This window comes from Nitratireductor sp. ZSWI3 (assembly GCF_024655565.1).
Lineage (GTDB): Bacteria > Pseudomonadota > Alphaproteobacteria > Rhizobiales > Rhizobiaceae > Nitratireductor.
Genome location: NZ_JANKOF010000018.1, coordinates 14,033 through 38,286 on the forward strand (window position 1 = coordinate 14,033; position 24,254 = coordinate 38,286).

At 66.1% G+C, this 24,254-nt stretch carries 21 protein-coding genes; 16 read left to right on the top strand and 5 right to left on the bottom strand.

Going from position 1 to position 24,254, the window contains the following annotated elements:
• Positions 1 to 472: 472 nt before the first annotated feature.
• From NUU27_RS08310 to NUU27_RS08325, 4 genes are all read right to left on the bottom strand, one after another.
• Positions 473 to 2,668 (bottom strand): heavy metal translocating P-type ATPase, encoded by a 2,196-nt coding sequence (locus tag NUU27_RS08310; RefSeq protein ID WP_257761623.1) that lies wholly within the window; start codon positions 2,666 to 2,668, stop codon positions 473 to 475.
• A gap of 108 nt (positions 2,669 to 2,776) precedes the next feature.
• Positions 2,777 to 3,943 (bottom strand): N-acetylglucosamine-6-phosphate deacetylase, encoded by a 1,167-nt coding sequence (gene nagA / locus NUU27_RS08315; RefSeq protein WP_257761624.1) that lies wholly within the window; start codon positions 3,941 to 3,943, stop codon positions 2,777 to 2,779.
• 25 nt (positions 3,944 to 3,968) lie between these two features.
• Positions 3,969 to 4,727: a GntR family transcriptional regulator gene (locus NUU27_RS08320; RefSeq protein WP_257761625.1), complete on the bottom strand. Its 759-nt coding sequence runs from the start codon at positions 4,725 to 4,727 to the stop codon at positions 3,969 to 3,971.
• Entirely contained in the window at positions 4,724 to 5,614 is an 891-nt protein-coding gene (locus NUU27_RS08325) for an N-acetylglucosamine kinase (RefSeq protein WP_257761626.1), read from the bottom strand. Before NUU27_RS08325 ends, NUU27_RS08320 begins: the two co-directional genes overlap by 4 nt.
• Before the next feature lie 412 nt (positions 5,615 to 6,026).
• On the opposite strand from NUU27_RS08325, the gene NUU27_RS08330 reads away from it, so the two are divergent.
• From NUU27_RS08330 to NUU27_RS08370, 9 genes are all read left to right on the top strand, one after another.
• On the top strand, positions 6,027 to 7,283 hold the full coding sequence (locus NUU27_RS08330) for an ABC transporter substrate-binding protein (RefSeq protein WP_257761627.1): 1,257 nt from the start codon (positions 6,027 to 6,029) through the stop codon (positions 7,281 to 7,283).
• A 119-nt stretch (positions 7,284 to 7,402) separates the two neighbouring features.
• Positions 7,403 to 8,665, top strand: a complete 1,263-nt coding sequence (locus NUU27_RS08335) for an ABC transporter substrate-binding protein (protein WP_257761628.1) — start codon at positions 7,403 to 7,405, stop codon at positions 8,663 to 8,665.
• A gap of 67 nt (positions 8,666 to 8,732) precedes the next feature.
• Positions 8,733 to 9,662, top strand: coding sequence for a carbohydrate ABC transporter permease (locus tag NUU27_RS08340; protein WP_257761629.1), 930 nt, complete (start codon positions 8,733 to 8,735; stop codon positions 9,660 to 9,662).
• Positions 9,663 to 9,672: 10 nt separating this feature from the next.
• Positions 9,673 to 10,512 carry a carbohydrate ABC transporter permease gene (locus tag NUU27_RS08345; RefSeq protein ID WP_257761630.1) on the top strand — a complete coding sequence of 280 codons (840 nt, stop codon included), beginning with the start codon at positions 9,673 to 9,675 and terminating at the stop codon, positions 10,510 to 10,512.
• Positions 10,509 to 11,573: a Gfo/Idh/MocA family protein gene (locus tag NUU27_RS08350; RefSeq protein WP_257761631.1), complete on the top strand. Its 1,065-nt coding sequence runs from the start codon at positions 10,509 to 10,511 to the stop codon at positions 11,571 to 11,573. Before NUU27_RS08345 ends, NUU27_RS08350 begins: the two co-directional genes overlap by 4 nt.
• A gap of 9 nt (positions 11,574 to 11,582) precedes the next feature.
• On the top strand, positions 11,583 to 12,584 hold the full coding sequence (locus NUU27_RS08355) for an ATP-binding cassette domain-containing protein (protein WP_308219955.1): 1,002 nt from the start codon (positions 11,583 to 11,585) through the stop codon (positions 12,582 to 12,584).
• Positions 12,585 to 12,721: 137 nt separating this feature from the next.
• Positions 12,722 to 13,405, top strand: coding sequence for a GntR family transcriptional regulator (locus tag NUU27_RS08360; RefSeq protein ID WP_257761632.1), 684 nt, complete (start codon positions 12,722 to 12,724; stop codon positions 13,403 to 13,405).
• Positions 13,406 to 13,526: 121 nt separating this feature from the next.
• Positions 13,527 to 14,606 (top strand): bifunctional transcriptional activator/DNA repair enzyme AdaA, encoded by a 1,080-nt coding sequence (locus NUU27_RS08365; protein WP_257761633.1) that lies wholly within the window; start codon positions 13,527 to 13,529, stop codon positions 14,604 to 14,606.
• The gene (locus NUU27_RS08370; RefSeq protein ID WP_257761634.1) at positions 14,593 to 15,357 is read left to right on the top strand and encodes an isocitrate lyase/phosphoenolpyruvate mutase family protein; all 765 of its coding nucleotides are present in this window, start codon (positions 14,593 to 14,595) and stop codon (positions 15,355 to 15,357) included. The genes NUU27_RS08365 and NUU27_RS08370 overlap by 14 nt, the downstream gene beginning before the upstream one ends.
• 20 nt (positions 15,358 to 15,377) lie before the next feature.
• Here the strand turns inward: NUU27_RS08370 and NUU27_RS08375 are convergent, their stop codons facing one another.
• Positions 15,378 to 16,226, bottom strand: coding sequence for a MurR/RpiR family transcriptional regulator (locus NUU27_RS08375; protein WP_257761635.1), 849 nt, complete (start codon positions 16,224 to 16,226; stop codon positions 15,378 to 15,380).
• A gap of 159 nt (positions 16,227 to 16,385) precedes the next feature.
• Between NUU27_RS08375 and NUU27_RS08380 the strand changes: the two genes are divergently transcribed.
• The 7 genes from NUU27_RS08380 to NUU27_RS08410 all read left to right on the top strand — a co-directional run bounded on the left by NUU27_RS08380 (position 16,386) and on the right by NUU27_RS08410 (position 24,122).
• Positions 16,386 to 17,201: an N-formylglutamate amidohydrolase gene (locus NUU27_RS08380; RefSeq protein ID WP_374566122.1), complete on the top strand. Its 816-nt coding sequence runs from the start codon at positions 16,386 to 16,388 to the stop codon at positions 17,199 to 17,201.
• Positions 17,198 to 17,725 carry a TRAP transporter small permease subunit gene (locus tag NUU27_RS08385; protein WP_257761636.1) on the top strand — a complete coding sequence of 176 codons (528 nt, stop codon included), beginning with the start codon at positions 17,198 to 17,200 and terminating at the stop codon, positions 17,723 to 17,725. Before NUU27_RS08380 ends, NUU27_RS08385 begins: the two co-directional genes overlap by 4 nt.
• Positions 17,722 to 19,056 (top strand): TRAP transporter large permease subunit, encoded by a 1,335-nt coding sequence (locus tag NUU27_RS08390; RefSeq protein ID WP_257761637.1) that lies wholly within the window; start codon positions 17,722 to 17,724, stop codon positions 19,054 to 19,056. Before NUU27_RS08385 ends, NUU27_RS08390 begins: the two co-directional genes overlap by 4 nt.
• A 42-nt stretch (positions 19,057 to 19,098) precedes the next feature.
• Positions 19,099 to 20,145: a TRAP transporter substrate-binding protein gene (locus NUU27_RS08395; RefSeq protein ID WP_257761638.1), complete on the top strand. Its 1,047-nt coding sequence runs from the start codon at positions 19,099 to 19,101 to the stop codon at positions 20,143 to 20,145.
• Positions 20,146 to 20,222: 77 nt separating this feature from the next.
• Positions 20,223 to 21,590, top strand: coding sequence for a glutamine synthetase family protein (locus tag NUU27_RS08400; protein WP_257761639.1), 1,368 nt, complete (start codon positions 20,223 to 20,225; stop codon positions 21,588 to 21,590).
• A gap of 1 nt (position 21,591) precedes the next feature.
• Positions 21,592 to 22,980, top strand: a complete 1,389-nt coding sequence (locus tag NUU27_RS08405; RefSeq protein ID WP_257761640.1) for an aldehyde dehydrogenase family protein — start codon at positions 21,592 to 21,594, stop codon at positions 22,978 to 22,980.
• On the top strand, positions 22,977 to 24,122 hold the full coding sequence (locus tag NUU27_RS08410; protein WP_257761641.1) for an iron-containing alcohol dehydrogenase: 1,146 nt from the start codon (positions 22,977 to 22,979) through the stop codon (positions 24,120 to 24,122). Before NUU27_RS08405 ends, NUU27_RS08410 begins: the two co-directional genes overlap by 4 nt.
• Positions 24,123 to 24,254: the final 132 nt, after the last annotated feature.

A 24,254-nucleotide genomic window follows, 5' to 3' on the forward strand; every position in this document is an offset into this window, starting at 1 on the left:
TGCCCGGAGGGATGGGACAACCGGCCCCGCCCTGCCGCCACGCGTTCATCGCGCAAGGCAGGTTCGCGCGGCGAATGCCTCGCCGCCCGTCGCAGGGCGCCAGACGCGCCTGCCAAAACGCCTACTCTTCAAAGGCAGGACCCACCGGGTTCCCGGCCTCCGATCACCGCGGCGCCGTACAGATGTCCGCTGAAACTCTCCCACCCCCAAGGTGACTGGAAAGCGACCTGTCTCGATACAACTTCTGCACGATAGCGGATTCGTTTTCGATATACAACCTATAATAGATTATGTGGATATCTATACAATTTTAGGGATGTAAACGATTACGCATACTGATTTTTCGTCATTAAAATCAAATGGATGTGCCTCGCCATCAAAGACGCGGCCTAAACGGCTGATACAACCCATAGGTTTATTCCTGCAACCGAAAGGCGCCGGCGCGCGGAACAGCCGCCCGGAACCGCACCGATCAGCGCGCCGCGCGGAAGCCGAGGAGGCGCAGCGCGTTGAGGGTGACGAGCACGGTGGCGCCCGTATCCGCCATGACGGCGATCCACAGGCCGGTGAGGCCGAGCACCGTCGTGACGAGGAACACCGCCTTCAGGCCAAGGGCGATGACGATGTTCTGACGGATGTTCGCCATGGTCGCCCGCGCCAGCCGCAACAGGGCGGCGACATCCCTCACCCGGTTTCCGAGCAGCGCGGCATCGGCCGTCTCCAGCGCCACATCGGTGCCCGAGCCCATCGCCACGCCGATATGCGCGGCGGCGAGCGCCGGGGCATCGTTGATGCCGTCGCCGACCATCATGACGGCCTGCCGGCCGGTGAGCTCGCGGATCGCGGCCACCTTGTCGTCGGGCAGCAGGCCCGCCCGGTGCTCCATCGACAGGCCGCCGGCCACGGCCGCCGCGGTGCGCTCGTTGTCGCCCGTCAGCATCAGGGAGCGGACGCCGAGGGCGGAGAGCTCCTCGACGGCCTTTCGAGCATCCTCGCGCGGTTCGTCGCGCAGCGCGATGACGCCGGCCAGCGCCTCGGCGCGGAAGACGGCGGCAACGGTCTTGCCCTCCTCTTCCAGCATCTCGATCTTCCGTTTCGCAGCGGGCGTCATAACCCCTTGTTCCTCGGCATAGCGCGGAGAGCCGACAAAGGCGGTCTCGCCGTCGACCTGCGCTTCCACACCGCGGCCGGCGATGGCGCGCGCCCCGCGCCCCGCCCTGGGCCTGATGCCGCGCGCGGTGGCATGCCGGACGATCGCCTCGGCCAGCGGATGGCTCGAGCCCGCCTCGACCCCCGCGGCGAGCGCCAGCGTTTGCTCATCACCACCGTCGGCGCTCCACACGTCGGTGACCATGGGTCTGCCGACCGTCAGCGTGCCGGTCTTGTCGAAGGCGACGAGATCGGTGCGCGCGGCGGCCTCGATCACCGCCCCGCCCTTCATCAGGAGGCCGCGGCGCGCCCCGGCCGACAGCGACGAGGCGATCGAGGCCGGCACGGAGATGACAAGCGCACAGGGGCAGCCGATGAGAAGCAGCGCCAGCGCACGGTAGATCCAGGTGTCCCAGGCAGCCCCCGCGAACAGCGGCGGAACGAGGGCCACCAGCACCGCCAGCCCGACGATGGCGGGCATGTAGTAGCGGCTGAAGCGGTCGATGAAGCGTTCGGTGGGCGCGCGCGCCTCCTGCGCCTCCTCCACGAGGCGGATGATGCGGGCGATGGTGTTGTCTTGCGGGGTGCGCGTGACGCGGATGCGCAGCAGCGCATCGGTGCTGATCGAGCCTGCGAACACCTCCTCGCCGACGCCCTTGGTCTTCGGCACGGATTCGCCCGTCACCGGCGCCTCGTCGATGCCGGCGGTGCCCTCGACAATCGCCCCGTCGGCGGGAATCCGGTCGCCGGGACGAACGAGAACGGTCTGGCCGATGCGCAGCTCGGCCGCCTGCACCTGGCGGGTGGCGCCATCCTCTTCCAGCAAAGCCGTCTTCGGCACCAGATCGCCCAGGGCGCGAATGCCGGCGCGCGCGCGGTCGGCGGCAACGCCTTCCAGCACCTCGCCGACGGCGAACAGGAAGACGACCAGCGCCGCCTCCTCGGCCGCTCCGATGAGCAGCGCTCCGGCGGCGGCGATTGTCATCAGCATCTCGATGGTGAAGGGCATGCCGGCGGAAAGGGCGGCGAATGCCCGCCGCGCCACCGGCAGAACGCCGATCAGGCAGGCAATTGTGAAGGCCCAGGGGGAAAGCGGGCCCGGAGCCAGGAGTTCGATCGCCCAGGCCGCGGCAAGCAGCAAGCCGGTGACGACCACCAGACGGCCCTTGCCGGTCTGGTACCAGCGCTTGTCCCGCTCGGCTTCATCGTGACCGCCCGCAGGGGCATGGCCGCCGCAACAGGCTCCCTCCCCCGCCTGATCGACCGCGACCGGCCCCTTCACGTCGCGCGGAGCGATCCCGTAGCCCAGCCGCTTGACGGTGCGCTCCACCGCCTCGGGCGCCGTCTCCCGCTCGTCGAGCGACAGCGCAAGCGTCTCGGCCATCACCGAGATCTCGACGTCGCCGACGCCCGGCAGCCGCTCGACCGCACCGCGGATCTTGGTGGCGCAGCTCGCGCAATCCATGCCGCTCACCGTCCAGGTGAGCGCGCGGGCCGCATTTTCCTGATTCGAAGACACTTGTTTCTCCTTGCGATCTGCCATCAGCCGCAAGGTAGGATCTCTAGTTACTAGAGCTTCAAGAGGAAAATCGCATTTTCTGCAAAGGGTACCGGCTCGCCAGGAAAATCAGGCGCTCGATGCTTCGAACACGACCCGTCCGCCAATCCAGGTGGCGGCAACCGCGAGCGCGTCCGTCAGCTCGACGAAATCCGCGTCTGCGCCAGCGAAAAGGCCGCCCTTGGCGCCGTCCAGGCCGATCGCCTCGGCGGGATAGAGGCTTGCCATGCGCAGCGCCTCCTCGAGCGGCAGGCCGACCGAGCGATGCAGATTGGCGACGGTCGAGATCATGTCGATATCGGCGCCGGCAAGCGTGCCGTCGGCGAGCGTCAGCCGCCCGTCACGCCGCTCGATGGTGCGGCCGTTGAGGGTGAAGGAGGTCAGATCGGTGCCGATGGTCGACATCGCGTCGGTGACGGCGAAGATGCGCGCCGGGCCCGTCTTGGCCTTGAGCACGGCGCGCATGGCCACCGGATCGACATGGATGCCGTCGGCGATGATCCCGGTCCACAAGCTGCCGCTTTCGAGCGCCGCGCCGACCAGCCCCGGCTCGCGGTGGCCGAGCGGGCTCATGGCATTGAAGAGATGGGTGACGAGGGATGCGCCGGCATCCGCATAGGCGAGCGCCGTGCGGCAATCCGTATCGGTGTGGCCGAGGCTGACCCGGACACCGCCGGCGGTGAGGGCCTGGACCTGCTCGACGGTCACGTTTTCGGGGGCCAGCGTCACCATCAGCACCGGCAGATGCCGTTGCGCCTCGATCAGGGCGGCGAGATCCTCATCGGTCATGGGGCGGATCAGCGACGGGTCGTGCGCGCCCTTTCTGGCCAGCGACAGATGCGGGCCTTCGAGATGCAGGCCGAGGAAGCCGGGAACGCCGGACCGCGCCGCCTCGATGCCGGCGGCGATCGTCGCGGCCGTTCCCTCCTTCGTATCGGTGATCAGCGTCGGCAGGAGCCCGGTGGTGCCGAACCTGGCATGCGCCCGGCAGATCGTTTCCAGCCCGCCGACCCCGCTCTGCCCGTCGAGCAGCACGCCGCCGCCGCCATTGACCTGCAGGTCGACGAACCCCGGCACGATGACCGTGCCGGCAGCCTTGCGCACCGCCTGCCCGGGCGCCAGGGAGGCATCCGGGACGAGACCCGCAACCTTGCCGTCCTCGACGAGGAGCGCGTGGCCGTCATGCCACTTTTCGCCGTCGAAGATACGCGCGCCGGTAACTGCCTGAGAGGTCATGCCGTTGGGTCCAATGCTTCGTTTGTCAGTGCTCGGGTATCTTCAGTTCGGCGACGAAATCATAGGCGTCGCCGCGATAGATGGAGCGGGTGAATTCGATGACCCTGCCGTTGGGCAGGTAGGAGACGCGCTCGATATAGAGGGCGGCCTCGCCGGGCGCGACCTTGAGGAGCGCCGCCTCGCGCTCGTCGACATTGCGCGCCGAGATGCGCTGGGTGGCGCGGCTCGGCCGGGCGGAGCGCTTTTCCAGCGCGTCATAGAGGGATTCCGTCACCGACTGGGGGTCCGGCAGGAAGGCGCCGATGATCGAGGCGCGCTCGATCGCCATCGGCACGTCGTCGGCGATGCGCAGGCGCTCCAGGCGGGACACTTTGTCACCGACCGACAGGCCCAGCACCATCATCTCGTCGGGCGACGGGGCGACGACGACGCGCTCCAGCCATTCGGAGCGGGCCGACAGGCCGCGCCGCGCCATGTCCTCGGTGAAGGAAGTCAGCAGGGACAGCGACTGCTCGACGCGCGACACGGAGGGCGCGACGAAGGTTCCCGAGCCGTGACGGCGGATCAGCCGGCCCTGCTTGACCAGATCGTCCACCGCGCGGCGCACCGTGACGCGGCTCAGATCGGCAAGGTCGGCGATGTCGCGCTCCGTCGGCAGCGCCTCGCCCTCTTTCAGCACACCGGCCGCGATGGCCTCTTCCAGCAAGCGGCGCAGGCGCATGTAGAGCGGCCCCGGGCCCATGGCCGCCACGCGGTCCGGCTTGAAGAGATCGACGGCGTTCATCCGTTCTCCGCTCCCTCTGACTGCGCCAGGAAGGCACGCCTTGCGAGCTGGACGGCCCCGGCGAGTGCGTCGCCCTCCGGCGCGCGCAGGATAGCGCGATGGCGCGGTGCCAGCCGCCTGCCATAATTCTCGCCGAGGCCGCCGAGCAGGCAGAGCCGCTCGCAGCCCTCGAACACCACCGCATCGAGCGCTTCGGTGATGTCGCGCACGGCGTCGTCGAGGATCCTGCGCGCCAGCGGATCGCCGCTCGCATCGAACTCGAAGATCATCGGCGCATGGGCGCCGTAATCGGCAGGCTTGGCCGACAGGGTGAATTCGACGACGTTCTCCGGATTGCCGTCGAAGCGCTCCAGCACCGCGCGGCCGAGCGGCGTCAGCGGATGGATCCCGTCATGGGCGAGCAGCACCTGCTGCAGGAGCGTGCGCCCGATGACCGCGCCGCTTGCCTGATCGCCGACCATGAAGCCCCAACCGCCGATGCTGCGGATCTCCCCGCCCTTGCGGGCCACATAGGCCGAGCCCGTGCCGAGAATGGCGATCACGCCCTCGGCATCGCCCAACGCCCCCTGGAGGGCGATGATGCCGTCATGCACGAAACGCGTGTCGGGAAACGGCAGAGCTGCGGCCAGTGTCTCCTGGCGCATGCCGACATTGAGGCCGGCAAGGCCGAAGAAAGCGGGAATCTGCGACAGGAGAGCGGGCTCGAGCCCCGCATCTTCGAGGGCCGCGGTGGATGCGGCGAGGATGCTGTCGGCAATGGCGTCGGAGCGGGAAAAGATGTTGGCGGCGCCGCGCGTGCCGCGCCCCAGCACCCGGCCATGCCGATCGGCCAGCGCCGCCCGGCAACTCGTCCCTCCACCATCGATGGCGATAACATAATTGCTCATGAACACTCCTCCCACACATGATACCAAAAAGATACCTTTGGGAAACCGCAAAAAATGCGCACGCACAAAAGATGGACATTTCCCTGAAACGGATGGCTTTTCCCCTTCGATTCGGCACTTCGGCAGTGACTGTCGCGGAATCTCCTCTGGACAAATGGTATTTTTTTGGCCTTAAATCGCCGGGTGGAGGTCTTACGATCCGCACCGCACGAAAAACGGCACAGGCATCCCACAGGGGCAGGAGCCCGAGGCCGGTTTCCGCGACGGTCGGAAGGTCTCCCGCGCTCGACGGCGCGGGTAACCGGCAGAAGAAGAATTCCCCACACCGGAACAAGAGGCGGCACTGCCGCGCTCTCGGCGCATCGACCGCCCGCATGGCGGACGCACTGTCGAGGCAAACAGGGAGAAGAACATGACGAAGAGACTGAGACTGGCGCTCTTAGCCGCCACGGTCCTCGCCCCGGCCTCCACGGCCCTGGCGCAGGACACGACCCTGACTATCGAAAGCTGGCGTAACGACGACCTGACCATTTGGCAGGAAAAGCTGATCCCTGCCTTCGAGGCGGCCCATCCCGGCATCAAGGTGAAGTTCACCCCCTCGGCGCCGACCGAATACAACGCCGTCCTGAACTCCAAGCTGGAAGCGGGTACCGCCGGCGACCTGATCACCTGCCGCCCCTTCGACGCCTCGCTCAGCCTCTACGAGAAGGGCTATCTCGCGCCGGTCCAGGACCTGGAAGGCATGAAAAATTTCGGCGACGTCGCAAAATCCGGCTGGAGCACGGATGACGGCTCGGCCACCTTCTGCGTGCCGATGGCCTCGGTCATCCATGGCTTCATCTACAATGCGGATGCGTTCGCCGAACTGGGCGTCGAACCGCCGGCGACGGTCGACGCGTTCTTCGCCCTGCTCGACAAGATCAAGGAGGACGGCACCTACGTTCCCATGGCCATGGGCACAAACGACCAGTGGGAAGCCGCCACCATGGGCTACCAGAACATCGGTCCCACCTACTGGAAAGGCGAGGAAGGCCGTCTGGCGCTCATCAAAGGCGAGCAGAAGCTGACCGACGAGCCCTGGGTGGAGCCGTTCCGCCAGCTTGCCCGGTGGAAGGACTATCTGGGCGACGGCTATGAGGCGCAGACCTATCCCGACAGCCAGAACCTCTTCACGCTCGGCCGCGCGGCGATCTATCCGGCCGGCTCATGGGAGATCTCGGTGTTCAACGAGCAGGCCGACTTCAAGATGGGCGCCTTCCCGCCGCCGGTCGCTGCCGCGGGCGACGAATGCTACATCTCCGACCATGTCGACATCGCCATGGGCATGAACGCCAAGGGCAAGAACCAGGAGGCCGCCAAGACCTTCCTCAACTGGGTCGGCTCGGCCGAGTTTGCGAGCCTTTACGCCAACGCCCTGCCCGGCTTCTTCTCGCTCTCCGACCACGACGTGAAGATGGAGGATCCGCTGGCGCAGGAATTCGTCTCCTGGCGCGGCAAGTGCAAATCGACCATCCGCTCGACCTACCAGATCCTGTCGCGCGGCACGCCGAACCTGGAAAACGAGACCTGGAACGCCTCGGCCAACGTCGTCAAGGGCACCGAGACGCCGGAAGCCGCCGCCGCGCGGCTGCAAGAGGGCCTTGCCGGCTGGTACGAACCGCAGAAATAGAGACGATCGGGCGAACGGCACGCCGGGGCAGCGCGCCCCGGCGCAGCGTTTCGGCTGCCCGCGCGCCTGCGGGCGCCGCCGAACATGGACTTCATCAAGCATTCAACAGGGAGAAGGGAATGACTTTCAAACACATGAAGCTGGCGCTTCTGGCAGCGACGATGCTCGCCCCGGCCTCCGCGGCCCTGGCGCAGGACGTCACGCTGACCATCGAGAGCTGGCGCAACGACGACCTGACCATCTGGCAGGAGAAGCTGATCCCCGCCTTCGAGGCGGCCCATCCCGGCATCAAGGTGAAGTTCACCCCCTCGGCGCCGACCGAATACAACGCCGTCCTGAACTCCAAGCTGGAAGCGGGCACCGCCGGCGACCTGATCACCTGCCGTCCCTTCGACGCCTCGCTCAGCCTCTATGAAAAGGGCCAGCTGGCGGCGATCCAGGACCTGGAGAACATGAAGAACTTCGGCGATGTGGCGACGGCCGCCTGGAGCACTGACGACGGCTCGGCCACCTTCTGCGTGCCGATGGCCTCGGTCATCCACGGCTTCATCTACAATGCCGAGGTCTTCGAGGAGCTGGGCCTCACGCCACCGAAGACCAATGACGAGTTCTTCGCCCTGCTCGACAAGATCAAGGAGGACGGCACCTACGTTCCCATGGCCATGGGCGCCAAGGACCAGTGGGAAGCCGCCACCATGGGCTACACCAACATCGGCCCCAACTACTGGAAAGGCGAGGAAGGCCGTCTGGCGCTCATCAAAGGTGAGCAGAAGCTGACCGACGAGCCCTGGGTGGAGCCGTTCCGCCAGCTTGCCCGGTGGAAGGACTATCTGGGCGACGGTTACGAGGCGCAGGCCTATCCCGACAGCCAGAATCTCTTCACGCTCGGCCGCGCGGCGATCTTTCCGGCCGGCTCCTGGGAGATCTCGATCTTCAACGAGCAGGCCGACTTCGAGATGGGCGCCTTCGCGCCGCCGGTGCAGAATGCCGGCGACGAGTGCTACATCTCCGACCACACCGACATCGGCATCGGCATGAACGCCAAGTCGGCCAATCCGGAGGCTGCCCGCACCTTCCTCAACTGGGTCGGCTCGGCCGAATTCGCCACGCTCTACGCCAACTCGCTGCCGGGCTTCTTCTCGCTCTCCAACGAGACGGTGGAGATGGAAGACCCGCTCGCCAAGGAGTTCGTCTCCTGGCGCGAGAGCTGCAAGTCGACCATCCGCCCGGCGCACCAGATCCTGTCGCGCGGCACGCCGAACCTGTGGAACGAGATGTGGAACGTGTCAGCCAACGTGCTGCGCGGCGCGCAGACGCCCGAAGAAGGCGCCGCGACCCTGCAGAAGGGCCTGGCGAGCTGGTACGAGCCGCAGCAGAAGTAACATCTGCTCGATCATGCTGCCGGGCGCGGCACGCCCGCCCGGCAGCCATCGAAGTGAAGGGGCATCCATGGCCGCAGAGCAACCCAAAAGACCCGCCATCCGGTGGCATATCGCCGTGTTCCTGGCGCCGGCGGTGCTGGTCTACACCGCCGTCATGATCCTGCCGCTGTTCAACACGCTGAAACTGTCGCTCTACACGGATGTCGCCAACAGCCAGGTCTTCATCGGCCTCGACAATTTCCGGCTGCTGTTCGGCGATCCACGCTGGGCCGGGCAGTTCTGGAACGCGCTCGGCAACAATGTCTGGTTCTTCGTCATCCACATGCTGGTGCAGAACCCGATCGGCATCCTGCTGGCGGCCCTGCTCAGCAATCCCAGGCTGCGCATGCGCGCCTTCTATCGCACGGCGATCTTCATCCCGACGATCCTCTCCTTCGTCATCGCCGGCTTCGCCTGGAAGCTGATCCTCAGCCCGCTGTGGGGCGTGGCGCCGAACCTGCTCGACCTCGTCGGCCTGAAGAGCCTGTTCCAGCCCTGGCTCGGCAAGGAGGCCTATGCGCTGACGACGCTGGCGCTGATCTCGGTGTGGCAGTTCGTCGGCATCCCCATGATGCTGATCTACGCGGCGCTGCTGTCGATCCCCGACGAGTTGCTGGAGGCGGCCGAATGCGACGGCGTCACCGGCATGGCGCAGTTCTGGAAGATCAAGCTGCCGCTCGTGCTGCCGGCCATCGGCATCATCTCGATCCTCACCTTCGTCGGCAATTTCAACGCCTTCGACCTGATCTACTCGACACAAGGGGCGCTTGCCGGACCGGATTTCTCGACCGACATCCTCGGCACCTTCCTCTACCGCACCTTCTTCGGTTTCCAGTTGCAGCTCGGCGATCCGAACCTCGGCGCGGCGATCGCCACGGCGATGTTCGCGATCATCCTGATCGGCGTGTCGATCTATCTGTTCGGCATCCAGCGGCGCCTGCGCCGGTATCAGTTCTGAGGGGGCAGACATGAGCACCGCAAGACACTCCCCCGCCCATTCGATCGCCGCCCACGCGATCCTCATCGCCTATACGGTGATCGCGCTGTTTCCGGTGGTGGTCATCGTCATCAACGCCTTCAAGTCGCGCAAGGCGATCTTCCGCGCGCCGCTGTCGCTGCCCGATGCCGACAGCTTCAGCCTGATCGGCTTCGAGACGGTGCTCAAGCAGGGCGATTTCCTGCTCTACTTCCAGAACAGCCTGATCGTCACCATCGTCTCGCTGTTCCTCGTGCTCCTGTTCGGCGCGATGGCGGCCTTCGCGCTGTCGGAATACCGCTTCAGGGGCAACACGCTGATGGGGCTCTACCTGGCGCTCGGCATCATGATCCCGATCCGACTCGGCACCGTGGCGATCCTGCAGATGATGGTGGCCTCGAACCTCGTCAACACGCGCACGGCGCTGATCCTCGTCTACACCGCACAGGGCCTGCCGCTGGCGGTCTTCATCCTGTCGGAATTCATGCGCCAGGTCTCCGACGACCTGAAGAACGCCGGCCGCATCGACGGGCTGAGCGAATACCGTATCTTCTTCCGCCTCGTCCTGCCGCTCGTCAGGCCGGCCATGGCGACGGTCGCCGTCTTCACCATGATCCCGATCTGGAACGACCTGTGGTTCCCGCTGATCCTGGCGCCGGCCGAGGAGACCAAGACCGTCACGCTCGGCGCGCAGGTCTTCATCGGCCAGTTCGTGACCAACTGGAACGCGGTGCTGGCCGCCCTGTCGCTCGCCATCCTTCCGGTGCTGATCCTCTACCTGATCTTCTCGCGCCAGCTGATCCGCGGCATCACCTCGGGAGCGGTCAAATGAGCGGCAGCGCGCCACCCGTCCGCGTGCTGGTTGCCGGCCTCGGCAATATGGGCCGCAGTCATGCGCTGTCCTATCATGCAAATCCGGGCTTCGAGATCGTCGGCCTCGTCAACCGCTCGCGGCCGGCCCTGCCGGAAGCGCTCGGTTCCTATCCACTGACGGGCGACTATCTCGAGGCGCTTCAACGGCTGCAACCAGACCTGGTGTCGGTCAACACCTATTCCGACAGCCATGCCGACTATGCGGTGGCGGCCCTCGAACGGGGCGCCCATGTGTTCGTCGAAAAGCCGCTGGCGACCAATGTCGCCGACGCCCGCCGCGTCGTCGACGCGGCGAAGGCCAACGGGCGCAAGCTCGTCATCGGCTATATCCTGCGTCATCATCCGTCCTGGATACGCCTGATCGAGGAAGCGCGGGCGCTGGGCGGCCCTTACGTGTTTCGCCTCAACCTCAACCAGCAATCCTCCGGCCCCACCTGGCGCACCCACAAGCAACTGATGGAGACCACGCCACCCATCGTCGACTGCGGCGTGCACTATGTGGACGTGATGTGCCAGATCACCGACGCCAAGCCGGTCAAGGTGCGCGGCATGGGCCTGCGCCTTTCCGACGAGATCGCGCCGGCCATGTACAATTACGGTCATTTCCAGGTGCTGTTCGAGGATGGCTCGCTCGGCTGGTACGAGGCCGGCTGGGGTCCGATGATGTCGGAGACCGCCTTCTTCGTGAAGGACATCGTCTCGCCGAAAGGCTGCGTCTCCATCGTCATGGCCGAGGGCGCGCGCTCGGACGACATCGACACCCACACCAGGACATCCACCATCCGCATCCATCATGCGGAGACCACGGACGGCGGCGGCTTCGCCCATCCCGACACGCTTTTGTCGATGCAGGACGAGCCCGGCCACCAGGAGCTGTGCGACCGCGAACAGGCCTTCGTGCTGAAGGCGATCCGCGAGGACATCGACCTTTCCCGGCACATGGAAGACGCGGTCCAATCCCTCAACATCTGCCTCGCAGCCGACGAAAGCGTGCGAAGCGGCAAGGAAATAGAATTGTAGGAAGAACAAGTGGGCTCACTCGCACTCAACAACATCACCAAGTCCTTCGGCAAGGTCGACGTCATCAAGGGGGTCGACCTGGAGGTGAAGGACGGGGAATTCGTCATCTTCGTGGGCCCCTCCGGCTGCGGCAAATCCACCCTTCTTCGCATCATCGCCGGCCTCGAGGACGCCACCGGAGGCAGTGTCGAGATCGACGGGGCGGCGGTCAACGCCACGCCGCCTTCCAAGCGCGGCATCGCCATGGTGTTCCAGACCTACGCGCTCTACCCGCATCTGACGGTGCGCGACAATATGAGCCTCGGCCTCAAGCAGGCGAAGCATCCGGCCGCGCAGATCGCCGAGCGGGTCGAGATGGCGACCAGGATGCTGTCGCTCGAGCCCTATCTCGACCGCCGGCCGGCCGAGCTTTCCGGCGGCCAGCGCCAGCGCGTCGCCATCGGCCGCGCCGTGGTGCGCAAGCCGAAGCTGTTCCTGTTCGACGAGCCGCTGTCCAACCTCGATGCGGCCTTACGCGTCAACACCCGGCTGGAGATCGCCCGCCTGCACCGCGAACTCGGCTCGACAATGATCTATGTGACCCACGATCAGACCGAGGCGATGACGCTGGCCGACCGGATTGTCGTGCTCAACGCCGGGCGGATCGAGCAGGTCGGCACGCCGATGGAGCTCTACAACGACCCGGCCAACCTGTTCGTGGCGGGCTTTATCGGCTCTCCGCAGATGAACTTCATCGAGGCATCGCAGCTTGGCCGTCAGGATGCGAAGACGATCGGCGTGCGGCCGGAACACATCTCCGTCGACGGCACGGAGGGCGACATCAAGGGCCGTGTCTCGCATATCGAGCACCTGGGCGCCGACACCAACGTCTACCTGGACTGCGGCGAGGCAGGCCTCGTCTGTGCGCGGCTTTTCGGCGAGCACCGGTTCGGCATCGACAGCACCCTGCATGCCAGGTTCGACGCCCGGCGCCTCTATCGTTTCGACGATCAGGGCAAGGTGATCCGCTGACGGCAGCCCGGTGGGCGACCGATCCCGCCACCGAGACACTTGCGCGAGAAGCAAACTCCCCGTACTCGACCCTGCAGCGAAAGACAAAGAAATAGAGCGTCCTTTGCGTCCAAAAGGACGCTCTGGGGAGGCAGACAGTGCATCAGAGCGACTTTGTTCCGGTTTCATCGCGCGTGACGATCCAGGACGGTGTCTACCGCCAGTTGCGCGACGCCCTGATGACCGGCCGCTTCGATCCCGAGCAGGTGCTGACCATCGCGTCGCTGGCCGAGAGCTTCGGCACCAGCCACATGCCGGTCCGCGAGGCCCTGCGCCGGCTGGCCGCCGAGAACGCCCTGGAGATCGCGCCGAATGGTTCGGCGCGGGTGCCCGCCGTCAGCAAGGCGCGGCTCGATGACCTTTGCCGCGCCCGCATGGCGGTGGAGGGCCTGGCGGCGGAGCTTGCCGCCGACAATCTCGGCGCCGACGATATCCGCGAGCTGGAGCGCCTGGTCGCCGCGCATGAAGCCTCCGGACGCGACGAAAGCGTCTATGCGATGCTCGCCAGGAACCGCGAGTTTCATTTCGCTCTCTACGAGGGCTCGCGCTCGGACGTGCTGATCCAGCTCGCCGAGACGCTGTGGCTGCGTTTCGGCCCCTATATGCGCATGCTGACGCGCAATGTGGAACCGATCCTGCAGTCGCGGGAGGGCGAGACCTACACGCGCCATCACCACGCGGCCATCGCGGCCCTGCGCAGGCGCGACGCGGCCGGTGTGCGGCAGGCCATCGTCGATGACATCGCCGCGACACAGGACCTGCTGCGCCCGTTCTGCGACTGACCCCGGCACAAGGCACGACGCCGCATGGGCCGGGAGACGGTGTCTGGAACCATGTCAGGAGCGTTGAAATAAACGCCCGATTTTCGGCGGCGGGCGAACGGCTTTGCGCTACTGTCCGCCCATGCTGTTCCAACGCCCCGACGACGACCATCTCTATCAGGCGCTGATCGCCCGCGACGCGGCCCTCGACGGCTTCGTCTATGCGGGCGTGACGACCACCGGCATCTTTTGCCGCATCACCTGCCCGGCCCGCAAGCCGAGGCGCGAGAACGTCGTCTTCTACGACACGGTCGCGCAATGTTTCGAGGCGGGTCTGAGGCCATGCAAGCGCTGCCGGCCCCTGGCCCGCGCCGGCGAGGCCGATCCGCTCGTCGGCGACCTCCTCGCGCGGCTGGAGGCGGAACCCGAAAGACGCTGGTCGGAGACGGATGTTGTCCGGCTGGGTCACGACCCCTCGACCGTGCGCCGCGCCTTCAAGCGACGCTTCGGCCTCAGCTTCCTGGAGATGGCGCGGCTGCGGCGCGTCGGCCAGGCGGTGGAGAACCTTGCCGGCGGCGCCAGCGTGATCGAGGCGCAGCAGGAGGCGGGCTTTGCCTCCGGCAGTGGCTTTCGCAATGCGGTGACACGGCTTCTCGGCGAAGCGCCCGCCGGCATGCGTCGCCGCCCGCTGCTGTTGGCCGACTGGATCGAGACGCCGATCGGCGCAATGGTCGCGGTCGCCGACGGCCACGCGCTGCACCTCCTCGAATTTCTCGAACGCACGGCCCTGCCGGCCGAGATCCGCAAGCTGCAAAAAGCGACCGGCTCGGCGATCGCCATGGGGCGCAACGCGCCCATCGGACAGATCGCCGCCGAGCTCGACGCCTATTTCGCCGGCCGCTCGGCCCGCTTCGAGACGCGGCTCGCCGGCCACGGAACGCCCTTCGAGCGCGACGTCTGGCGTGCCTTGCGGAAGATCCCGCCGGGCGCGGCGCGCAGTTATTCGCAGCTTGCCGCAGAGCTCGACCGCCCGGATGCCACGCGTGCCGTGGCGCGGGCCAACGGAACCAACCAGATCGCCATCGTCATCCCCTGCCACCGGGTGCTCGCCGCTGATGGCGGCCTGACCGGATATGGCGGCGGTCTGTGGCGCAAGCGATGGCTGCTCGAACATGAAAGAGTGATGTTTTCAGGAACCGGAGGACACCATGAGCCAGAGTGACAAAACCCACGCCTTCGCCGCCCTGCACGTCAAGGGCGACCCGCTGATCCTCTACAATGTCTGGGATGCGGGTTCGGCAAAGGCCGTCGCCGGGGGCGGCGCGAAGGCGCTCGCCACCGGAAGCTGGTCGGTCGCCGCCGCCCATGGCTATGGCGACGGCGAGAAGATACCGCTCGCCGTGCTCACCGCCGTCGCGGAGCGCATCGCGCAAACGGTGGACCTGCCGCTCTCCGTGGATTTCGAGGGCGCTTACGCGACCGAATCGCAACAAGCCGCCGAAAACGTTGCCCGCCTGCTCGACGCTGGCGCGATCGGCATCAATTTCGAGGACCAGATCGTCGGCGGAGACGGATTGCACGCTATTGCCGACCAGGCGGCGCGCATCGCCGCCATCCGGGCCATGGCCGAAAGGAAGGGCGTGGCGCTTTTCATCAACGCGCGGACCGACCTCTTCCTCAAGGAAAGCGACCGCAGCCGGCACGCGGCGCTGCTGGCCGAGGCGAAGGAACGCGCGCGAGCCTATGAGGAGGCCGGCGCCAGCGGCTTCTTCGCGCCAGCGCTGGTCGATGAGGGACTGATCGGCGAGCTTTGCGACGCGACAGCGCTGCCGGTCAACATCATGGCCATGAAGGATGCACCGGACGCCGGCCGTCTCGGCGCGCTGGGCGTGGCGCGGATCAGCCACGGTCCCGGCCCCTACCGGGCGGCGATGGCCCGCCTGCAGGAAGCCGCGGCGGCGATCTACGGGTAGCGGTTCTGCTTGGCGCGGCATCAGCCGGCAGCGGGCTTGTTCCAGTGGATGTGCTCCAGCGCCTGGATGCGGCTGCGCGAGGCATCCCAGTTCCTGTGGGTGACCCGGTCGATGATGGCTTCCGCCAGCGCGATGAGCGCCACACTGGAATCCCAGGTGCGGCCCGCATCGATGGCGCAGGGCAGGACCACCTTCGCATAGCGCGAGATGGGTGACAGCCAGCTGTCGGTGATGAGCACGATGCGCGCCCTGCGCTCGCCGAGCAGTTCACTCAGATGAACGAGATCGCGCTGGTAGCGGCGGATGTCGAACAGCACCACCACATCGCCCGCCCGGATGTCGAGCAACTGGTCGTCCCAGGTGGAGGTCTGGTCCTGGAAGCGGCGCACATTGGGCCGCACGATGCGCAAATGCGCCGCCATGTAGCGCGCGACGGCATCGCTGAAGCGCCCGCCGAGCAGGTAGCAGGCCGCCTTGTGATCGGACAGGAGCAGGCAGGCGGCCTCGAACTCGCTCTCCGGGATGGCGCCCAGCGTCGCGGCGAGATTGGCCTCGGCGCGGGCGAAATACGCCCCGAGCGCCGACCCGTCGGCACTGCGCGCCGAGGAGGTTTCGCCCTTTTCGAGCGGCGAGAGAAGCTCGGCCTGGATCTCCGTCCTCAGCGCCCGCTGAAACTCGGGATAGCCGGAATAGCCAAGGCGCGAGACGAAGCGCAAGACGGTGGGAGCGCTCGTGCCGGCACGGTCGGCGAATTCGGCCACCGTCGACAGGCCGCTGCTCGGATAGTTGGCAAGGAAGGCATGCGCGACCTTCCGCTCCGCGTCGGTCATGTGACCGAGCGCTTCGTGCACCTGTTCCTTGGTTCCCAAACGAGACTCCCCATTGGCGGACGGCTGCGGACCGCTTCGTAATAAAAATTACACGATTGACAAAAGTGTCGCAATGCTAATCAATATTACAAACGACGCCGCAAGGGGAACGGTCCGGTGGAACTCGGACACACGGCGACCAAAGGGGCTTGCGAGGAGATCTTCCTGGTGGCGAAGGCATTGCTCGAACCGTCTGAGGGTTCACCTGTCGCGATCGAGCGGCGGGAGGGGCGCTCGCCGGTCGTGCTCGTCTGCGAACACGCCTCCAGGACGATCCCGCTGGCGCTCGGCACGCTCGGCGCCGAACCCGAGACGCTGGACAGCCATGCGGCCTGGGACATCGGCGCACTGGCCGTCGCCCGCGGACTTTCCGAACGCCTCGACGCGCCGCTCGTCTTCCAGCGCTTCTCGCGCCTCGTCTATGACTGCAACCGGCCACCCGAAGCGCCGGATGCCATCCCGGAGACAAGCGAGATCCATCGGGTTCCGGGCAATCGCAACCTCGATGCCGCGATGCGGCAGCAACGCGCCGACGCGCTTTATCATCCATTTCACGCCGCCATAGGCGCCCTCATCGAAACGCGACTTGCCGCCGGCAGCCGCCCGGTGCTGGTGACGGTCCATTCCTTCACGCCGGTCTATTTCGGCAAGATGCGCGAGGGCGGCCTCGGCATATTGCACGACGCCGACCGGGAGCTGGGCGATGCAATGCTGGCGGCGGCCGAAGAGATCGGCCTTGCCGGCGTGCGGCGCAACTATCCCTATGGCCCCGCCGATGGAGTGACGCACACGCTGAAGCGCCACGGGCTCGCCCGCGGCATCCCTAACGTGATGCTCGAGATCCGCAACGACCTGATTTCCGGACCGCAGGGCCAGGCGGAATGGGCCGATCGCGTCGCCGGTCTCCTGGCCCGCGCCCTGCCCCTTTTCGAGAAGGAGGACGCCGGCATGCCTCAGAAGGAGCCGAAAGCATGAAGGCTCTCGCCGCCTATGTCCGCATCGTCGACCGCTTCAACCGGCGGATCGGGCGTTTCGCGATGTATCTGATCTTCGCCATGATGGGGGTGCTCCTGTGGTCGTCGATCTCGAAGTTTGCCGGCTCGCCCGCCCTGTGGACGCTGGAGATGGCGCAGTTCATCATGGTCGGCTACTACATACTGGGCGGGCCCTATTCGATGCAGCTCGGCGACCATGTGCGCATGGATCTCCTCTATTCGGGCTGGTCGCACCGGCGCAAATCGGCCGTCGACGCGATCACCGTCCTGTTCCTGATCTTCTACCTCTTCATCCTTCTCTACGGTGGTGTCTCGAGCACGACCTACGCCCTCGAATTCGGCGAGCGCGCCCATTCGGTCTGGCGGCCCTACATGTGGCCCGTCAAGCTGGTCGCCACAACCGGGATCCTGCTCATGCTGATGCAGGCCCTGGCCGAGCTTTTCCGAGACGTTCTTTATCTGCGCGGCATCAATGTCGACCACCCGCATGAGGCAGGCCTGTGAGCTACGAGCTGATCGCATTGTTCATGTTCGCCTCGATGATGGCGCTGCTGATCACCGGGCAGCGCGTTTTCGGCGTCATCGGCGCAGTGGCCGTGCTGGCGGCGCTGCCGCTGTGGGGCACCGGCGGCGTGGAGATCGCCTTCGCCCAGTCGATCAAGCTGATGAAATGGTATCCGCTGCTGACGCTGCCGATGTTCATCTTCATGGGCTACATGCTGTCGGAAAGCCGGATCGCCGACGATCTCTACCGCATGTTCCATGTCTGGTTCGGCCCCGTGCCCGGCGGCCTGGCGATCGGCACCATCGGCCTGATGGTCGTCATCTCCGCGATGAACGGGCTGTCGGTGGCCGGCATGGCCATCGGCGCGACGATTGCCCTGCCCGAGCTCCTGCGGCGCGGCTACGACAAGCAGATGATCACCGGCGTCGTCCAGGGCGGATCGAGCCTCGGCATCCTGATCCCGCCTTCGGTCGTGCTCGTGCTCTACGGCATGATCGCCCGCCAGCCGGTCAGCCAGCTCTGGCTTGCCGGCGCGATGCCGGGTTTCCTGATGGCGGGCCTGTTCGTCGCCTACATCGCCATCCGCTGCTATTTCCAACCGCATCTCGGGCCGGCGCTGACGCGCGAGGAGCGCGCCGCCATCACCTGGGGCGAGCGGATTGCCCTTCTGCGCGCGGGCATCCTGCCCTTCATGATCTTCTTCTTCATGAACGGCCTGTTCCTGATGGGCGTCACCAGCCTCGTGGAAAGCTCTGCTGTGGGTGCGCTGTCCGCCATGGCGGCGGCCATCATCAAAGGACGCCTGACGCGCGAGGTCTTCGAGAACACGGTCCGCAAGACGCTCGGCATCTCCTGCATGTTCATGTGGATCATCCTCGCCGCCCTGTGCTTCGGTGCCGTCTTCGACGGGCTGGGCGCCGTCAAGGCGATCGAGGGCTTTTTTCTCGACCGCCTCGGCCTCGATCGCTGGCAGGTGCTCATCCTGATGCAGCTCAGCTTCCTGCTGATGGGCACCTTCCTCGACGACACGGCGATGCTGGTCATCGTGGCGCCGCTTTACGTGCCGCTGGTCAAGGCGCTCGAGTTCGATCTGGTCTGGTACGGCGTTCTCTACACGATCACCTGCCAGATCGCGTATATGACGCCACCCTTCGGCTACAACCTGTTCCTGATGCGCGCCATGGCGCCACCCGACATCCGGCTGCGCGACATCTACCTTTCGGTCATTCCGTTTGTCTTTGTGATGATCATCACTCTCATCATCGTGATGGTGTACCCGCAGCTCGCACTGTGGCTCCCGGGCCAGTTCCAGGGGAAGCTTCAAGGCTGAAGCCAATGAAAACGAAGAAAACCACCAGAGAAGGAGAGCAGCATGTTTAGCAGACGACAATTCCTCACCAAGGCCGGGGCCGCCGGCGCGGCAGCCGGAACCGCATTGGCCGCTCCTCCCGTCATCGCGCAGGAGCCGATCCGCTGGCGCATGCAGACCTATGCCGGCGCCACGCTCGGGCAGTTCGTCACCCAGCCCTTCGTCGATGCCTTCAACAAGGCGGCGAACGGCGAGATGGTGATCGAGCTGTTCTTCGCCGATCAGATCGTTCCGACCGGCGAGCTCTTCCGCGCCATGCAGGCGGGAACCATCGACGCCGTGCATTCCGACGACGATTCCATGGCCGCTCCCGTAGAGATCAGCATTTTCGGCGGCTATTTCCCGTTCGCGACGCGCTCCATCGTCGACGTGCCGGTGCTTTTCACGCAATACGGGCTCGCCGACATCTGGCGCGATGCCTATGCCAAGGCCGGCGGCGTCGTATGGCTGTCGGCTGCCGGGCAGGATCCGTGCAACTTCAACACCAAGAAGGAGATCAAGAGCCTTGCCGACCTGTCGGGCCTCAAGCTCTACACCTTCCCGACCGCCGGACGCTTCCTCACCCAGTTCGGCGTGGTGCCGGTCTCGATCCCCTACGAGGATGCCGAAGTGGCCGTCCAGACCGGCGAACTCGACGGCATGGCCTGGTCGGGCATCACCGAGGATTATACGGTGGGCTGGGCCAACGTGACCGACTACTTCCTCACCAATAACATCTCCGGCGCCTGGATCGGCTCCTGGTTTGCCAATGAGAAGAAGTGGGCGGACCTGCCTGACCACCTGAAGCAGATCTACATGTCCTGCATGGAGGCAAGCCACACCTTCCGCAACCAGTGGTACTGGGGCGGCGAGGCCAAGCTGCGGGCCACCGGAGACAAACTCAAGCTGCGCTCCGTTCCCGCGGCGGAATGGAAGCAGGTCGAGGATGCGGCGGTGAAGTTCTGGGAGGAGATCGCCGCCGAGAGCGAAACCAAGGCGAAGGTGATCGAGATCTTCAAGCAGTACAACGGCGTCATCAACAACGCCGGCTTCCCGTACAGCCAGACCTGATCCCGCAACCGACGACCACGCCGCCCCGGCCACAGGCTGCGGGCGGCGCCTGAACAACTTTTCCAGGATCCCCTTTCATGGCCGGACACCTTTCCATTCAAGATCTCGAGACGGCCGCAAGCCGCGGTGAGATCGACACCGTTCTGGTGGCGCTGGTCGACATGCAGGGCCGCCTGATGGGCAAGCGCTTCCATGTCGATTTCTTCCTCGAAAGCGCCTTCGAGGAAACGCACAGCTGCAACTATCTGCTCGCCACCGACCTCGAGATGTATACGGTCGAAGGCTACAAGGCGACCAGTTGGGAAGCCGGCTACGGCGACTACACGATGAAGCCCGACCTGTCGACGCTGCGCCGCGTGCCGTGGCTGGAAGGGACCGCGCTGGTGCTTTGCGACGTGCTCGACCACCACACGCACGCCGAGGTGCCGCATTCGCCGCGCGCCGTCCTGAAGAAGCAGATCGCCCGGCTGGAAGCGATGGGCATGAAGGCCATGATGGCCTCCGAGCTGGAATTCTTCCTGTTCCGCGACTCCTTCGAGGAAGTCCACGCCAAGGGCTATCGCGGGCTGGAGCGCATCAGCGCCTACAACGAGGACTACCACATCTTCCAGACCACCAAGGAGGAGGATGTGATGCGCGCCATCCGCAACGGGCTGAACGGCGCCGACATCCCGGTCGAGAACTCCAAGGGCGAGGCCGATGCCGGCCAGGAGGAGATCAACGTCCGCTATGCCGACGCGCTGACCATGGCCGACCGGCACGCCATCATCAAGAACGGCTGCAAGGAGATCGCCTGGCAGAAGGGCCGCGCCGTCAGCTTCATGGCGAAATGGGACAACCAGGCCGCCGGCAGTTCCTCCCACGTCCATCAGTCGCTCTGGTCGGCCGACGGCAAGCCGCTGTTCTTCGATACCGCCGGCGAGCACGGCATGTCGCAAACCATGCGCCATTACCTCGCCGGGCTTCTGACCCATGCCGGCGAGATCACCTATTTCCTCGCCCCCTATATCAACTCCTACAAGCGCTTTGCCGCCGGCACCTTCGCGCCGACCAAGGCCATCTGGTCGTTCGACAACCGCACAGCGGGCTACCGCGTGTGCGGCGCCGACACGAAGGCGGTGCGCGTGGAATGCCGCGTCGGCGGGGCCGACCTCAACCCTCATCTTGCCTTCGCGGCGTTGATCGCCGCCGGGCTCGATGGCATCGAAAACAAGAGAGAGCTCGAGCCGGCCTTCACCGGCGACGCGTATCATGAAACGGGAATCCGCGAGATCCCGTCCACGCTGCGCGACGCCGCCGCCGCCCTCGACGGCTCGCAAATGCTGCGCAAGGCCTTCGGTGATGCGGTGGTCGATCACTATGTCCACGCGGCCCGTTGGGAACAGACCGAATATGACCGCCGCGTCACCGACTGGGAGCTGAGGCGCGGCTTCGAGAGAGCATGAGATGACAAAGACTTTGCAATGTATTTCCCCCATCGACGGCTCGGTCTATGCCGAGCGTCCCGTCATGGATCCGGACAAGGCGGCCGCCCTGCTGGGGCGTGCGAGGCACGCCCAGAAGGCCTGGGCCAGACGCCCGCTCGACGAGCGCATCGCGCTGGTCAACGCCGGCGTCGCGCGCCTCAACGAGATGGCCGACGAGGTGGTGCCGGAGCTTGCCCACATGATGGGCCGGCCGGTGCGCTATGGCGGCGAGTTCGGCGGCATGAACGAGCGCTCAGCCTATATGGCCGGGATCGCCGCGCGCGCCCTCGCCCCCATCGTGATCGAGGATTCGGAGACCTTCGACCGGCACATCCAGCGCCAGCCGCATGGCGTGGTCGGCGTCATCGCGCCGTGGAACTATCCCTATATGACGGCGATGAACACCATCGTGCCCGGCCTGATCGCCGGCAATGCGGTGGCCGTCAAGCACGCCACCCAGACGCTGCTCGTCGGCGAGCGCATCGTGCGCGCCTTCCATGAGGCGGGCATTCCGGAAGAGCTGTTCGTCAACCTGTTCCTCGACCATCAGGGCACCGAGGCCCTGATCGGCGCGCGCGCCTTCGACTTCGTCAACTTCACCGGTTCCGTCGGTGGCGGTCGGGCCATCGAGCGGGCCGCCGCCGGCACCTTCACCGGCCTCGGGCTGGAGCTCGGCGGCAAGGACCCCGGCTATGTCATGGAGGACGCCGACCTCGACTGGGCGGTCGATGTGCTGATGGACGGTGCGATGTACAATGCCGGCCAGTGCTGCTGCGGCATCGAGCGCATCTATGTGGCCGCGCCGCTGTTCGACGCCTTCGTCGAGAAGTCCGTCGACTGGGTGTCGAAGCTGAAGCTCGGCAACCCGCTGTCGCAGGAAACCACGATCGGGCCGATGGCCAACCGGCGCTTTGCCGACATGGTGCGCTCGCAGACCGGGGATGCCGTCGCGCAAGGGGCGAGGCCGCTGGTCGATCCGAAACTGTTTCCTGAGGACGACGGCGGCACCTATCTGATGCCGCAGATCCTGGTCGACGTGAACCACCAGATGCGTGTGATGCGCGAGGAGACCTTTGGTCCCCTGGTCGGCATCATGCCGGTCAAGGACGATGCCGAGGCTCTGACCCTGATGAACGACTGCGAGTTCGGCCTCACCGCCTCGCTGTGGACCGCCGATCCCGAGCGCGCGGCGCGTCTCGGCGCCGAGATCGAGACCGGCACCGTGTTCATGAACCGCGCCGACTATCTCGACCCTGCCCTCTGCTGGACCGGCTGCAAGAACACCGGCCGCGGCGGCGCGCTGTCGGAGATCGGCTACCACAACCTGACCCGTCCGAAATCCTATCACCTCAGGAAGAAGCAAGCATGACACTCGTCGCCAACTGGTCCTACCCGACATCGATCCGCTTCGGCGCCGGACGCATCAAGGAGCTGGCGGAAGCCTGCAGGGCCGCCGGCATCGAACGACCCCTGCTCGTCACCGACCGCGGCCTGGCCGGCATGGAGATCACCGCGACCGCGCTCGACGTGCTGGAGGCGGCGGGCCTCGGCCGCGCCATGTTCTCCGATGTCGACCCGAACCCGAACGAGAACAACCTCAAAGCCGGCATCAGGACGTTCAAGGACGGCGGCCATGACGGCGTCGTCGCCTTTGGCGGCGGCTCCGGCCTCGACCTCGGCAAGCTCGTCGCCTTCATGGCCGGCCAGAGCCGGCCCGTGTGGGACTTCGAGGACATCGGCGACTGGTGGACCCGCGCCGATGCCGCCAGGATCGCCCCCAACGTCGCCGTGCCGACGACCGCCGGCACCGGCTCGGAGGTGGGCCGCGCCGGCGTCCTGACCAATTCGGCGACGCATGTGAAGAAGATCATCTTCCATCCGAAGATCCTGCCCTCCGTGGTGATCTGCGATCCCGAGCTGACGGTCGGCATGCCCAGGGCGATCACCGCCGGCACCGGCATGGACGCCTTCGCCCACTGCCTGGAGGCCTATTCCTCGCCCTTCTACCATCCGATGAGCCAGGGCATCGCGCTCGAGGGCATGCGGCTGGTGAAGGCATATCTGCCGCGCGCCTATGCGGACGGGGCGGACATCGAGGCTCGCGCCCAGATGATGAGCGCAGCCGCCATGGGCGCCGTCGCCTTCCAGAAAGGGCTCGGCGCCATCCACGCCCTGTCGCACCCGGTCGGAGCGCTCTACAACACCCATCACGGCACGACCAACGCCGTGGTGATGCCGCCGGTGCTGAGGCTCAACCGGCCGGCGATCGAGGATCGCATCGCCGCCGCCGCCGCCTATCTCGGCATTTCCGGCGGCTTCGACGGCTTCTACGATTTCGTCATCGGCCTGCGCGCCGAGCTCGGCATCCCCGACAAGCTCTCGGCGCTCGGCGTCGGCACCGACCGCATCGACGAGATGGTGGCAATGGCGCTGGAAGATCCAAGCGCCGGAGGCAACCCGGTCAAGATGACGGCGGAGAATACGAAGGCGTTGTTTGAGGCGTGTATTTGAGGAGAGCCTTGCGCCCGCCCCTCATCCGCCTGCCGGCACCTTCTCCCCGCCTGCGGGGAGAAGGAAGCTGGTTGATACGCCGCGGAATACCCGCCAACGTGCAAGCCCCCTCTCCCCGTTCACGGGGAGAGG

Coding starts and splice junctions, on each gene's coding strand:
- NUU27_RS08320 (WP_257761625.1), bottom strand. CDS start 4,727: ATGAACGCCGTCGATCTCTTCAAGCCGGACCGCGTGGCGGCCATGGGC.
- NUU27_RS08345 (WP_257761630.1), top strand. CDS start 9,673: ATGAGCACCGCAAGACACTCCCCCGCCCATTCGATCGCCGCCCACGCG.
- NUU27_RS08400 (WP_257761639.1), top strand. CDS start 20,223: ATGGCCGGACACCTTTCCATTCAAGATCTCGAGACGGCCGCAAGCCGC.
- NUU27_RS08335 (WP_257761628.1), top strand. CDS start 7,403: ATGACTTTCAAACACATGAAGCTGGCGCTTCTGGCAGCGACGATGCTC.
- NUU27_RS08350 (WP_257761631.1), top strand. CDS start 10,509: ATGAGCGGCAGCGCGCCACCCGTCCGCGTGCTGGTTGCCGGCCTCGGC.
- NUU27_RS08370 (WP_257761634.1), top strand. CDS start 14,593: ATGAGCCAGAGTGACAAAACCCACGCCTTCGCCGCCCTGCACGTCAAG.
- NUU27_RS08405 (WP_257761640.1), top strand. CDS start 21,592: ATGACAAAGACTTTGCAATGTATTTCCCCCATCGACGGCTCGGTCTAT.
- NUU27_RS08330 (WP_257761627.1), top strand. CDS start 6,027: ATGACGAAGAGACTGAGACTGGCGCTCTTAGCCGCCACGGTCCTCGCC.
- NUU27_RS08325 (WP_257761626.1), bottom strand. CDS start 5,614: ATGAGCAATTATGTTATCGCCATCGATGGTGGAGGGACGAGTTGCCGG.
- NUU27_RS08340 (WP_257761629.1), top strand. CDS start 8,733: ATGGCCGCAGAGCAACCCAAAAGACCCGCCATCCGGTGGCATATCGCC.
- NUU27_RS08385 (WP_257761636.1), top strand. CDS start 17,198: ATGAAGGCTCTCGCCGCCTATGTCCGCATCGTCGACCGCTTCAACCGG.
- NUU27_RS08410 (WP_257761641.1), top strand. CDS start 22,977: ATGACACTCGTCGCCAACTGGTCCTACCCGACATCGATCCGCTTCGGC.
- NUU27_RS08395 (WP_257761638.1), top strand. CDS start 19,099: ATGTTTAGCAGACGACAATTCCTCACCAAGGCCGGGGCCGCCGGCGCG.
- nagA (WP_257761624.1), bottom strand. CDS start 3,943: ATGACCTCTCAGGCAGTTACCGGCGCGCGTATCTTCGACGGCGAAAAG.
- NUU27_RS08365 (WP_257761633.1), top strand. CDS start 13,527: ATGCTGTTCCAACGCCCCGACGACGACCATCTCTATCAGGCGCTGATC.